General features: G+C 74.0%; 10 protein-coding genes. 5 read left to right on the top strand and 5 right to left on the bottom strand.

Translation table 11 applies throughout. The features are described from left to right. Positions 1-138 precede the first annotated feature (138 nt). On the bottom strand, positions 139-1,767 hold the full coding sequence (locus tag FZ103_RS09080; protein ID WP_156000233.1) for a hypothetical protein: 1,629 nt from the start codon (positions 1,765-1,767) through the stop codon (positions 139-141). A gap of 380 nt (positions 1,768-2,147) precedes the next feature. Continuing rightward, on the bottom strand, positions 2,148-3,263 hold the full coding sequence (locus tag FZ103_RS09075; protein ID WP_156000232.1) for a hypothetical protein: 1,116 nt from the start codon (positions 3,261-3,263) through the stop codon (positions 2,148-2,150). Between the two features lie 680 nt (positions 3,264-3,943). Between FZ103_RS09075 and FZ103_RS09070 the strand changes: the two genes are divergently transcribed. Further along, entirely contained in the window at positions 3,944-5,671 is a 1,728-nt protein-coding gene (locus FZ103_RS09070; RefSeq protein WP_156000231.1) for a GAF domain-containing protein, read from the top strand. A 65-nt stretch (positions 5,672-5,736) separates the two neighbouring features. Here FZ103_RS09070 and FZ103_RS09065 read toward each other — a convergent pair whose 3' ends face one another. The 3 genes from FZ103_RS09065 to FZ103_RS09055 all read right to left on the bottom strand — a co-directional run bounded on the left by FZ103_RS09065 (position 5,737) and on the right by FZ103_RS09055 (position 9,123). Further along, entirely contained in the window at positions 5,737-6,417 is a 681-nt protein-coding gene (locus FZ103_RS09065) for a response regulator transcription factor (protein WP_156000230.1), read from the bottom strand. A 151-nt stretch (positions 6,418-6,568) separates the two neighbouring features. Beyond that, complete coding sequence (locus FZ103_RS09060; protein WP_394350090.1) at positions 6,569-8,035, bottom strand: amidase; 1,467 nt, start codon at positions 8,033-8,035, stop codon at positions 6,569-6,571. Between the two features lie 80 nt (positions 8,036-8,115). Beyond that, entirely contained in the window at positions 8,116-9,123 is a 1,008-nt protein-coding gene (locus tag FZ103_RS09055; RefSeq protein WP_186356049.1) for a D-2-hydroxyacid dehydrogenase, read from the bottom strand. 561 nt (positions 9,124-9,684) lie between these two features. Between FZ103_RS09055 and FZ103_RS09050 the strand changes: the two genes are divergently transcribed. From FZ103_RS09050 to FZ103_RS09035, 4 genes are all read left to right on the top strand, one after another. Beyond that, positions 9,685-10,167 (top strand): DUF3830 family protein, encoded by a 483-nt coding sequence (locus tag FZ103_RS09050; RefSeq protein ID WP_222936620.1) that lies wholly within the window; start codon positions 9,685-9,687, stop codon positions 10,165-10,167. 73 nt (positions 10,168-10,240) lie between these two features. Beyond that, positions 10,241-11,128 (top strand): Asp/Glu racemase, encoded by an 888-nt coding sequence (locus FZ103_RS09045; protein WP_156000228.1) that lies wholly within the window; start codon positions 10,241-10,243, stop codon positions 11,126-11,128. Positions 11,129-11,178: 50 nt separating this feature from the next. Beyond that, complete coding sequence (locus tag FZ103_RS09040) at positions 11,179-11,928, top strand: maleate cis-trans isomerase (protein WP_156000227.1); 750 nt, start codon at positions 11,179-11,181, stop codon at positions 11,926-11,928. A 78-nt stretch (positions 11,929-12,006) separates the two neighbouring features. Continuing rightward, positions 12,007-12,711: a GntR family transcriptional regulator gene (locus tag FZ103_RS09035; protein ID WP_156000226.1), complete on the top strand. Its 705-nt coding sequence runs from the start codon at positions 12,007-12,009 to the stop codon at positions 12,709-12,711. The last annotated feature ends 116 nt before the right edge of the window (positions 12,712-12,827 follow it).

Raw genomic sequence — 12,827 nt, 5'->3', positions numbered from 1 at the left:
CGTCGCGTCCGGCCGGCTCCCCGTCGCCCGGGGCCGGCGTGCACCGCGGCCCCGACGGATCGGCCGCGGTGCACGGTCAGATGGCTTGCAGCGGAGCGCCCGGATCGGCGCGCTCCGGTGGTCGGACCGCGCGGTCGCTTAGAGCGCGGGGGTGCCGACGCCCTCGACGACGTCCACGGCGCCGGTGGCGCCGGCGCCCTCGGCCGCGGCCTGGGCGACGTCGCCGGTCGCCTCGCTGACGTCGACCTTCTCGGTCACCTCGCCCAGGGAGGGGGCCTGCTCGGTGACGGTGCCCACGGTGTCCTGCACCTGGCCGGTGGCGGGGACGGCCGCCTCGACGGCCTCGGTGTCGACCCCCTCGACGGAGACCGGGGTCTCGGGCAGCTGCTCGGTCACGCCCTCGGTGGAGGGGGCGGGCAGCTCGTTGGCGAGGCTGTCGACCTTGTCGGCGGTCTCGGGCAGCGCCGCGCCGGCGGTCTGCTCGACCGCTGTGCCCACGGCCTCCCCGGCGATCTCGGCGGGCGCGCCCTCGATGGAGGACTCGCTGGGCAGTTCGTTGCTCAGCGGCAGCGTCTCGGCGGCGCTGTCGATCGGCACCATGGAGAAGGCGCCGTCGCCGAGCAGGCCGGTCACCTGGCCGGTGGGCAGCATGCCCAGGGGGTCCTGGTCGGGCACGACGTCGTAGGCGGGCAGGGTGGTGGCGACTCCGTCGACCGGCGCGGCCTGGGGGACGACCTCGTTGTTCAGCGGCAGCGTGCTGGTGGCGCCGCCCAGCAGCCCCTTGACCGTGCCCAGCGGCACCACGCCGCCCAGGCCGCCCGGCACCACACCGTTGGCCGCCTGGTGCACCGTGCCCGCGGCCCCGTCGACCGGCGCGGCCTGGGGGACGACCTCGTTGTTCAGCGGCAGCGTGCTGGTGGCGCCGCCCAGCAGCCCCTTGACCGTGCCCAGCGGCACCACGCCGCCCAGGCCGCCCGGCACCACACCGTTGGCCGCCTGGTGCACCGTGCCGTGCGCGGCGCCCCCGGCCTGGTGGAGGGCCCCGTGGGCCTGGCCGACGGCGCCGTGGGCGGTCGGGTGGACCGAGTCCTTGGCCTGCTCGGCCGTGCCCTTGGCCTGGCCGACCGTCTCGTGGGCGGTCTGGTGGACCGTCTCCTCGGCCGGACCGACCGTGCCCTTGGCCTGGCCGACAGCCTGGTGGGCGGTCTCGTGGACCACGCCGTGGTTCAGCGGCAGCGTGCTGGTGGCGCCGCCCAGCAGCCCCTTGACCGTGCCCAGCGGCACGACACCGCCCAGACCGCCCGGCACCACACCGTTGGCCGCCTGGTGGACGGTGCCCGGTGTGACCGGCTTGGTGACCTGGTGGAGGGTCCCCGGCGTGACCGGCTTGGCTGTCTGGTGGACGGTGTGGCGCAGGCCGACGGTGTTGCGGGCGCCGTCGAGCACGTTGTGCACGGCGTCGAGCTGGGCCTGGGCCTGCGGGCCCACCTGCGACAGGTTGCCGACGGGGGTGGTCAGGTTCTCCGTGCCGGGTGCGGGCGCGACGCCCCGCAGGTCGGCCTGCTGCACCTTGGAGACCAGCGACGACGCGCCGCCGCCCAGCCCGGCGGGCAGGTCGGCGTTGACAGGGGTCTGCGGCAGGGAGTCAGTTGCGCTCAGCGCGCCGAGGTTGTCGGCTCCGGCGGTACCTGCGCCGAGAGCGGCGATACCCGCGGCACTGGCCGCCACGAGAACGGCCTTGGCGGACTGGCGAGCGAACTGGAACATGGAACGTCCTTCCGGATCGTCTGGATTTCGGTTGCTTTTGGGGATGGACTTTGTGTGTCCGTATTTCCCGCTTGGGCGCCCTGGCCAGAGGCCCCCACGGCGGGTTCTGGGATGACTTCGGGGACTCCTCCCGGGGGCTCCGCGTCCGTGCGTGGCTGGCAGGGACGGTGGATGCCGGGATCAACCTGAGGATCTGGCGGACCTCGGGCTGACGTGAACCTCGTGCCGGGGGCGAGGAGACTCGCCGCGGATCACGGGCACGGGGCTCACGTCAGCCCCCAGAGGGCGAATGCCGCTGGACCGATGGGCCGGGTGCCAGACGGGGCGTGCGATTCGGGCCGCGGAGTGCGGGGCGATCGCAGAGTCCCGGGCGGGCGGTCCTAGTCGGGAGAGAAGGTCGGCTGCTCGCCGAGGTCCTGCGGGGCGTCGGCGAGAGCCTGGCGGGCGCACAGGAGGCGGCCCGCTGCCGGGGCGGCGGAGGCCGCCGCGGGGAGGTACCCGGCGCACACGCCGCCGCCGGGCTGAGGGGTGTTCACCGCCGAGCCGACAGCGGCGGCCGCCTCGGGGCGGTCGGTGCCGGCGTCGCGGGGCTCGGACTCGTCGCCGCCGGAAGCGCCGTCGTGGTCGGGCTGGGCGAAGCCCGCGTAGCCGACGACGGCCGGGGTGCCGGGGTGCGCGTGTGCGCCGCCCTCGGCGGCCGGCGCCGCGCCGGTGCCGCGCGCCGCCGATACGGAGCCGGCACCGCCCGGAGCGCGCTCGGCTCCGGCGGCGGGGCCGGCCGGGCGGTCGATCCCGAGGTCGGGAAGGATGTCGGCGCCGTCGAAGCCGACCGGGTCGAACGAACCCATGCCGATACCGTGAAGACCGGCGGCACGGGCTTCGGACACGGCGTCCGCGGCACCTGGCGCGCCCGAGGCGGCCACGGAGACGGGAACGGTGCGCCCCGCGTCGCGGCCGACCTTGCCGACGGCCGCCACGGCTCCGCTGAGCCGATCGGCGGCGGAGCCGGCCTCCTGCGGAGCCTCGCCGGAGTCGGCCGGGCGCTGCCGACCGGTTTCGCCGGCGGGGTCGGTGGAGGCGGAGGAGCCGGCGCCGGACGCCGGGGTGCCGAGCGAGTCGGCGGCGAGCGTTCCGACGCCCTCCTGCACGGAGGCCGCGCCGTCCTGCACCGCGTCGCCCGCCGGGCCCGGGCGGGAGCCGGCGCCCTCGGACCCGCCCGGGTCCTGCGACCCGGTCGCGGGATCAGGCGCATCCGCCTTCTGCGCGGTCTCGGCGACCTGCTCCTGGCCCTCCTGGACCGCTGCCGCCGTCTCGCCGAGAACGGCCCCGGTCTCGTCCGCAGAGGCGCAGGCGGCCCCGGCGAACCAGGCGCCGGACAGCAGCCCGGCGACGACCAGCCACCGGCGCGCCGAGGGCCACAGCTTCGCGGGAACCCCGGCCGCACCCGTGACCGCGGCGACGCGTGTTCCGCGTCGCGAGCGGTGTGTGCGCGGCATTGCGGGTTCCCTTTCGACGAGTGTCGACGAGTGCGGCGAAGGGGGCCTGCGACGACTCCGGGCCGCGGGCTGCGGCCCGCCGAACGTACATCGAGTCCCGAGACGGACGGAACCCCATCATGTCCCCGATTACGGACGCGGAGTTCCGCCGCGACCGACTACCCGAAACCCGGGCTCGGCCCCAACAGAACGCGACGGTAGCACGATCACTACGAGAAGCAACCGCCAAACGCGGGGTTTCGTTCGCGCCGCTGTCCCGGATATTCCGGTATGCACCTTTCGCCTACCAGGATTCTTCAGCGGCGGTTCCCCGGAGGTTCCCCGAGCGGCCGAGGGCCGGTCAACGACGAGCGCGGGCCGGGCCGCGGCCCGGCCCGCAGCCGCCTCGCCGCCAGGCCGCGCTCTCCGACGCCCTCCCGCCCCGCCCTTCCATCCACTCACCCTGTTTCCGGTTTCCCGCTGTTTGCGAATGATTCTCCGTCACACGTGCCGTATCCTTCCGGAGACCGGTCTGCCGCGCCCTGCAGTGACAGGGCGCCGCTCGACCACCTCGCCCGGCGGCCGCGACAGGGCACGCCCCTCTCCTGTCTCCCGGTTTCCGCCGATCCCGCAGATTCCACCGATTCCGGCCACGACGATCGCCCTCCGCGATAACGTATGCACCCGGAGGTGTGCATCCGATGTCTGACATCCCGGAACGCTCCCTGCTCCCCAAGATGCGTCTGGACGAGCTCATCTCCGAACTCCACATCCGGCTGGAGTCCGCGCTGTCCACCCGCGACCGCGTGCACTCCCTGCTGGAGGCGGTCCTGTCCATCGGCAGCGACCTCGACCTGGCCACCGTGCTGCGCCGGCTCGCCGAGGCCGCCGCCACTCTTGTCGACGCGCGCTACGCGGGCCTGGGCGTGCTCGACGAGGGCGGGCGCTTCGCCGAGTTCATCCCCGTCGGGCTCACCGACGACCAGGCCGCGAGCATGCACGTCTTCCCGCACGGCAAGGGCATCCTCTCCGTGCCCACCCGCGACCGGTCGGCGCTGCGGCTGAGCGACCTCGCCGAGCACCCCGACTTCCACGGTTTCCCCGAGGGCCATCCGCGCATGCACTCCTTCCTCGGCGTGCCCATCCAGGTGCGCGAGGAGGTCTTCGGCAACCTCTACCTCACCGAGAAGCGCAACGGCGAGGACTTCGACGAGGAGGACGAGGCCATCGTCACCGCGCTGGCCACCGCGGCCGGTGTGGCCATCGAGAACGCGCGGCTGTATGAGGAGACCCGGCTGCGGGAGCGCTGGCTGGCCTCCTCCACCGAGGTCACCACCCGCCTGCTCTCCGGCGCCGACAGCGACGAGGTGCTCGGCTACCTCGCCCAGCAGTCGCGCGAGATGTCCGACGCCGACGTCGCCGTGGTGCTGCTGCCCGAGCCGCGCGAGCGCGACCTCATCGCCGAGATCGCCGACGGCCCGGTCGCCGACCAGATCATCGGCAGCCCGGTCACGATGACCGACACCAAGTGCGGCTGGGTCTACCGCAACGGCGAGCCCGCCACCATCCCCGACCTGCGCCAGGCCAACTGCCCGATGCTCACCCACCGCGGATTCGGGCCGGGCCTGCTCGTGCCCATCGGCACGCCCGAGCACACGCGCGGGGTGCTGCTGCTGGGCAAGATGAGCCCCCGCTCGCCCTTCAACGAGGCCACGCGCCGGATGATCGACGCCTTCTCCGCGCAGGCGGCGGTCGCACTGGAGCTGGCCGAGGCCCGCCGCGACGCCGAGCGGCTGGTGGTGCTGGAGGAGCGCGACCGCATCGCCAAGGACCTGCACGACGTGGTGATCCAGCGGCTGTTCGCCTCGGCCATGACGCTGATGAGCACGGTGCGGCTGATCGGCGACGCCGAAGCCGGCGACCGCGTGCAGCGCACGATCGACGACCTGGACGAGACCATCCGCGAGATCCGCTCCACCGTCTTCGCCCTCCAGCTGCCCTCCCAGCCGCAGCACACCTCGCTGCGCGACCGCATCCTGACCGCGGCCGAGAGCGCGGCCCGGTCGCTGGGCTGCCAGCCGGGGGTGCGGCTGGAGGGATCCATCGACACCTCGGTGCCCGAGGACGTCGGCGAGCAGCTGCTGGCCGTCCTCGGCGAGGCGCTGTCCAACGTCGCCCGGCACGCCGACGCCTCGGAGGTGCACGTGTCGGTGCAGGCCGACGACCGGCTCACGCTGCAGGTCGACGACAACGGCCGCGGCATCTCCGAAAACGGCCGCCGCAGCGGTCTGCGCAACCTGGCCGAGCGGGCGGTGGCCCTCGGCGGCGAGTTCAGCGTCGAGCCCGTCCCCTCCGGCGGCACGGCGCTGCGCTGGAGCGTGCCGCTGCACAGCCGCCGGGAGGGCTCAGGCGCGCGGGTGCCCGCCTGAGCCCCTGCGGACCCGGGCGGGGCATCCCGTGTCGCGCCCGGATCAGCGGTGCCGCACGGGCGGCCTCAGCGCCGCTTGCTGCGCAGCTCCGCGACGAGGATCGCCGCCTGGGTGCGGCGCTTCAGGTCCAGCTTGGACAGCAGGCTGGACACGTAGTTCTTCACCGTCTTCTCGGCCAGGTACAGCCGCTCCCCGATCTGGCGGTTGGTCATCCCCTCGCCGATCAGGTCGAGGATCTGCCGCTCCTGCGGGCTGAGCTCGGCCAGGGGGTCGGGCTCGGGCGGCCCTTCGCGCAGCCGGTCCAGCATCCGCCCCGCGCTGGCGGGATCCAGCAGGGACCCTCCGGCGGCGACGGTGCGCACCGCGCCGACCAGGTCGGCGCCGTGGATCTGCTTGAGGACATAGCCCGCCGCTCCGGCCATCACCGCGTCGTAGAGCGCGTCGTCGTCGGCGAAGGAGGTCAGCATCAGGCACGCGATCCCCGGGTGGTCGGACCGGATCTCGCGGCACACGCTCACCCCGGAACCCCCGGGCAGCCGGACGTCGAGGACGGCCACATCGGGCGAGGCGAGCGGGATGCGGGCGAGCGCCTGCTCGGCGGTGCCGGCCTCTCCGACGATGCGCATGTCCGGCTCGCCTTCGAGCATGGCCGCCACGCCGCGCCGGACCACTTCGTGGTCGTCGACCAGGAAGACGCCGATCGGCTCGGAACCGGGCTCTGCGGTCGGCGCACCTGCCGTCGTCATCACGCCTCGTCTCCCTCGCGATAGCTACCCGGCTACGACGGTAGCCGCAGGCGGCGCGCCGGGAAACGCCGAAGGCCACGAATCGCTCGGGACCTAAGTCCCCGCGGGCGGCGGGCGCGACCGGGCGCGCCCGCCTTCGCACCGAGCGTGGTCAGGGGCGCACGTGCGCCCAGGGCCGCGCCGACTCGAACGCGCGGCAGGCCGCCAGGACCAGGGCGTCGCCGTGGCGCGGCCCGACGACCTGCAGGCCCACCGGCAGGCCCGCGGCGGTGAATCCGCACGGCACGCTCGCGGCGGGCTGTTGGGTCATGTTGAACGGGTAGCTGAAACCCGCCCAGCTCGTCCAGCGCCGATCGCTCCACCCGGGCGGCACCTCCAGCCCCGCCTCGAAGGCGGTGATGGGCATGGCCGGGGTGAGCAGCAGGTCGTAGTCCTGGTGGAAGCGGCCCATCGCCTCGCCCATCGCCATGCGCGTGGCCATGGCCGTCAGGTAGTCCTGCGCGGAGTAGCTCAGCCCCTCCTCGATGATCTCGCGCAGGCCGGGGTCGAGGCGTTCGCGCTGGGCGCCGGTCAGCGCCTCGGTCGCCTTGGCCGCGCCGGTGTACCAGAGGATCTGGAAGTGCTCGCGGCAGTCGCGGATCGGGGGGTCGGTCTCCTCGACGACGGCTCCCAGCTCCTCGAAGGCGGTCGCCGCATCGGCCACGATGCGCGCCACCTCGGGGTCGACGTCCAGGTGGCCCAGCGCGGGGCTGTAGGCGATGCGCAGGCTGCGCATCGGCGTGTCGAGGGACTCGGCGAAGGAGGCGCCGGGCGAGGCGAGGCGGGCCCAGTCGCGGGCGTCGGGCCCGGTGATGACGTCGAGCATGAGCGCGGCGTCGGCCACGGTGCGCGTCATCGGGCCGGTGTGGGCGAGGCTGCCGAACGCGCTGGCCGGGTAGTGCGGGACCAGCCCCCAGGTCGGCTTGATCGCGAAGACGCCGGTGAAGCTCGCGGGGATGCGCACCGACCCGCCGCCGTCGGTGCCGGTGGCCAGCGGCCCCATCCCCGCGGCGAGGGCCGCGGCCGCGCCGCCGCTGGAGCCTCCCGGCGTGGTGGAGAGGTCCCAGGGGTTGCGGGTGACGCCGTAGAGCGGGCTGTCGGTGACGCCCTTCCACGCGATCTCGGGGGTGGTGGTCTTGCCGACGAACACCGCGCCGTTCTCGCGCAGCCGCGCCACCACCGGGGAGTCCTCGGGCCAGGGCTGGTCGGGGTCGGTGTTCAGCGACCCGCGCAGGGTGGGCCAGCCGCGGGTGAGATGGATGTCCTTGACGGAGGTGGGCACGCCGTCGAGGCGGCCCACCGGCTCGCCGCGCCGCCAGCGCTCCTGGGACTCGCGCGCGGCGGCGCGCGCCTCGTCGGCCGCGACCAGGCAGAAGGCGTTGAGGGCGGGGTTGTCGCGCTCGATGCGCTCCAGCACGGCGTCGGTGGCCTCGACCGGCGACAGCTCGCCGCGGGCGTAGGCGCCCAGCAGCTCGGCGGCCGAGAGCCAGGCCGGGGAGTCGGCCCGCGCGGAGGCGGCGGCGCCCTCGTCCCCGGGCTCGGCCTTCGCCCGGTCCAGCCCCTCGAACTTGGTACTCAATCTCAGTCCTTCCTGGCGTCGTCCTGGAGTCGGCGGGTGGCGGGGAGCGCGGCTCCCGGCCGGGCGGCCGGGAGCGGGTGTCAGGGACCGGACACGTAGCCGCGCTGCTTGTCTACGACGTTGCGCAGCGGGCGGTTGGCGAGGAAGCGCTCCAGGTTGTCGGCGAACAGCTCGACCAGCTCGCTGCGCCAGCCGATGACGTCGCCGGACATGTGCGGGGAGACGATGAGGCCGGGGGCGTCCCACAGCGGCGACTCCGCGGGCAGCGGCTCGGTGCGGGCGACGTCGAGCGCCGCGCCGGCGAGCTCGCCGGCGTTCAGGGCGGCCACGAGCGCCCCCTCGTCGACCGACTGGCCGCGGCCGACGTTGATCAGCCGGGCGGTGGGGCGCATCCGGGCGAGGAAGGCGGCGTCGGCGAGGTCGCGGGTGGCGTCGGTGAGGGGCGCGGCGAGCACGACGTAGTCGGCGCGCGGCAGCGCGTCGGCCAGGCCGGGGCCGGCGGTGTCGAGGGAGGCCTCGACCACCGCGCCGAAGTCGGGGTCATCGGGGCGCGCGGTGCGGCCCGCGCCTTCGACGGTCAGGCCGGCGGCGCGCAGCTTGCGGGCGATGGCGCGGCCGATGGGGCCGGTCCCGACGACCAGGGCGTGCCGACCGCCGACGCGCTCGGTCTCGCGGTGGCGCCACTCGCGGCGGCGCTGGTGGCCCAGCGTGGCGGGCAGGTCCTTGGCGAAGGCGATGACCAGGCCCAGGACGTACTCGGAGATCGGCTCGTCGAAGACGCCGCGGGAGTTGGTGACGACCACGTCGCTGCCGACCAGCCCGTCGAACATGAGGTTGTCGACTCCGGCGGTGGCGGCGTGCACCCAGCGCAGGCTGTCGGCCTTGGGCCAGGCGGCCTCCAGCGCCTCGGAGAACAGGTCCCAGACGAACAGCGCGTGCGCGCCGGGCAGGACCTCGCCGAGGCGGTCGGCGGTGGCGTAGCGGACCGGGGCGAGCCGCGGGTGGGTGTCGAGGCGCCGGTGGCCGGGCGGCAGGTCGCCGCCGTGCAGGACGGCGAGGTGTGTCTGCGGCGGGTCTGCGGGTGTCACTGCGAGCGGCTCCCGATTCGACGACGTGGGCGGCCTGGTGGTACGTGCGTATGCCTACCCGCGATCACTGCCGTCCAATGGCCGGGTACCGCGAAGCGGTTGAAACGGTAGGCACAGGCCGTAGGATTGTCAACAATATCCCAGCGCGGACTGCGGCGGTGCGTCACGGAGACGTAACACGCCAATGCCCGCAAGCGTTGCTCCGCCGGGCCCGCCGATCGTATGATTGTCGACAATAGGCACCGTCGAACCCGATGCCCACTCCGCCCGCGCGGCACGGCCATCGGGGCCAATGTTGACAATTCGACAGCACTCGGCAGACTGGCCGCCGCCCGCTGCGGCACAGCTCATCAGCGCAAAGCACGACAAGTCCCATCATCGGCCGTATCGCCTCCCGCGATTCCGATTCTTCCGGTCTCTCCACGGAGGTCCCCCGCCCGGACTCCGCGCCGGCCGGCCCCAGCCACGTCCCACCTCCGCCGGGAACCCGCGATCCGCGATCCCCGGCGGCGCATCACGGTGCCCAGTTAGAAAGGCCCACATCCGACGATGCCCAGGTATATGACCATCAGCCTGGAGAAGCGCGGCGTCTCGTGCGTGGCCGAACTCCTCGACAAGGACGCCCCGCGCACCTGCGACGCGGTCTGGGAGGCGCTCCCCCAGGGCGGCGACGTCTACCACGCCAAGTACGCGCGCAACGAGGTCTACGCCATGGTTCCCCGGTTCGCCGCCGAGGAGCCGGGCCAGGAGAACCCCACGGTCACCCCCATCCCCGGCGACGTCGTCTACTTCTCCTTCCCCGGCGGCATGCTCGACCGCCGGTTCAAGGAGGAGAAGGGCATCGACCACCTGCCCGGGGTCATCGACCTCGCGATCTTCTACGGCCGCAACAACCTGCTGCTCAACGGCGACGTCGGCTGGGTCCCCGGCAACGTCTACGCCACCATCGTCGACGGCCTGGCGCCCATGGCCGAGGCGTGCAACGACGTCTGGCGCTCCGGCGCCATCGGCGAGCGCCTGGTCTACCGGCGGCTGGAGGAGTAGCACCGCTGTTCACCGGGGGCCGCGCGCGGCGGCCCCGAAACCGATGACATGCAGAGAAGGAGGTGAGTGACCAATGCGGACCGATCGGACCGCCGGACATCCGGTGAACGGCGGCGACCAGGAAGAGCGGGTCCTCCTCAAGTACCCCGAGACCGCTCCCGACCCCGAGGCCGAGCCCGCGGACGCCCCCTCGGCGTCCGCCGGCGTGGTGGAGCTTTCCGCCCTGGCCGAGACCCCGTGGCAGTCCGGGGTGGGCATCGTGGCGCCCTACGACTTCGCGCTGGACCGCGAACTCTGGCGCTGGGCGCCCGACGACGTCTCGCTCTACGTCACGCGGCTGCCGTTCGTTCCGGTGCCGGTGACGGTCGACCAGGCCTCGGCGCTCAGCGACGGCGACAACGTCGCCCGCGCCACCCGCGACCTGCTGGCTCCCGAACCCCTGGTCGTGGGCTACGCCTGCGCGTCGGGCAGCTTCGTGCACGGCGCCGAGGGCCAGCGCCGGCTGCGGCAGAGCATCCTCGACGCCGGGGCGCCCGCGGCGGTCACCACCTCCGGCGCGCTGATCCAGGCCCTGGAGGCGCTGGACGTGCGCCGCATCGCGGTGGTGACGCCCTATGTCGACAGTGTCACCGAGAGGCTGCTGGGCTACCTGGCCGAGCACGGCGTGGAGTCCACCTCCAGCGTCGGTCTGGGCCTGCTCGGCCACATCTGGAAGACCACCTACTCCGAGGTCGTCCAAGCCGTGCGCGACGCCGACCGCCCCGACGCCGAGGCGGTGTTCATCAGCTGCACCAACGTGCTGACCTACGACATCATCGCGCCGCTGGAGCGCATGCTCGGCAAACCGGTTATCGCCGCCAACCAGGTGACCATGTGGGCCGCGATGCAGGCGATGGGCCGCCGGCCCGTCGCACACGGCCAGCACCTGGTCGACGCCACCGCCCAGAGCACCGCCGCATGACGGCCGACCGCAACGACCCCAGCGACCCCCGGAAGGGGAGGTATACGCAGATGGCCAGCGTCGGGTTCCTCTACCCCGGCTACAGCGCCGAGGACGACTATCCCGAGTTCGAGCGGCTGCTGGGCGGCGACGTCCGGCTGCACCTGGTGCACACCCTGATGCGCGAGGACGCCCACCGGGTCGACGCGCTGCTGGACGTGGGCGGGTCCGACGTCCTGGGCGAGGGCGCGCGCGAGCTGCGGGCGCGCGGCGTCGACGCCGCCGTGTGGGCGTGCACCAGCGGCAGCTTCGTCTTCGGCTGGGAGGGCGCCCGCGCCCAGGCCGAGCGGGTGGGCGCCGAGGCGGGCGCGCCCGCCTCCAGCACCTCGTTCGCGTTCGTCCACGCGCTGCGGGCGCTGGGGATCGGCCGCGTGGCCATCGCGGCCAGCTACCCCGACGACGTCGCGGAGCACTTCGTGGGCTTCCTCGGCGACGCCGGGATCGACGTCGCGGCCTGGTCGGGGCGCGGCATCGTCACCGCGGCCGAGGTCGGCACGCTGCAGGGGGCCGACGTGCTGGACTGGGTGGCCGCCGGCGACCACCCCGATGCCGAGGCCGTCCTGGTCCCCGACACCGCGTTGCACAGCGCTGCGATCCTGGACGCGCTGGAGGAGCGGCTGGGCAAGACCGTGCTGACCGCCAACCAGGTCAGCGTGTGGGAGGGGCTGCGCCTCGCGGGCGCGGCCGGCCCGCGGGAAGGCCTGGGGACCCTGTTCCGCGCGGGCGCGGGCGCGGGAGCGGCGGCCGCGGCCGAGGGCTGAGACCCGGGTGTGCCCGCAGCGCCCCCGCGGCGGGCACACCGGCGGCACGTGCAGGAGGACGAGAGGAGAGCGGATGCCATGAACTCCCACGGCGGACTCGAACCCGTGCCGCGGAGGTCCACCGCCGCGCTGATCGCCGACCAGCTGCGCTCGGCGATCATGTACGGCCACCTGGCGCCCGGCGACCAGCTGGGCGAGACCGACCTCGCGGCGCGGCTGGGGGTGAGCCGCGGCCCCCTGCGCGAAGCGATGCAGCGGCTCGTCCAGGAGGGGCTGTTGCGCAGCGAGCGCCACCGCGGCCTGTTCGTCCGCGAACTCGAAGCCGAAGACGTCCGCGACATCTACGTGGCGCGCCTGGCGGTCGAGCGCGCCTCCTGCCAGTTGATCATGCGCGGCAACCGCGGCGAGGCGCTGGCACGCCTGACGGCGGCGCTGGACCGCCTCGTCGAGGCCGCCGAGACGGGCGACCGCACCGCCATGAGCGACGCCGACCAGGCGTTCCACCAGACGCTGGTCAGCTGCTCGGGCAACCGGCGGCTGGAGCGCATGGCCCAGACCCTGCTGGTCGAGACGCGCATGTGCCTGGCGGTGATGCAGGACGTCTACCCGGAGGCCGCCGAGCTCGTCGACGAGCACCAGAAACTGCTGGACGCCATAACCGAGGGCGACGAGGAGCGGCTCCTGGAACTCATCGAGTCGCACATGCTCGACACCGTCGAGCGCATCAACGTCAACGCCACCGGCCCCTCCGCGGTGGGGCGCCCGTCTTCCGCGCAGGGCTGAGAGCGCACGGCGGTCGGGACGGCGACGGCCCGCGGCGCCCCCGAGTGGGCATCGCGGGCCGTTTCGCGCGCCCGCACATGCGGGATTCCGAGCGCGGCCCGGCGTTTCGCGGTGCC

The sequence above is a fragment of the Streptomonospora sp. PA3 genome (assembly GCF_009728995.1).
GTDB lineage: Bacteria > Actinomycetota > Actinomycetes > Streptosporangiales > Streptosporangiaceae > Streptomonospora.
This window is presented reverse-complemented; position numbering and strand designations above follow the sequence as displayed.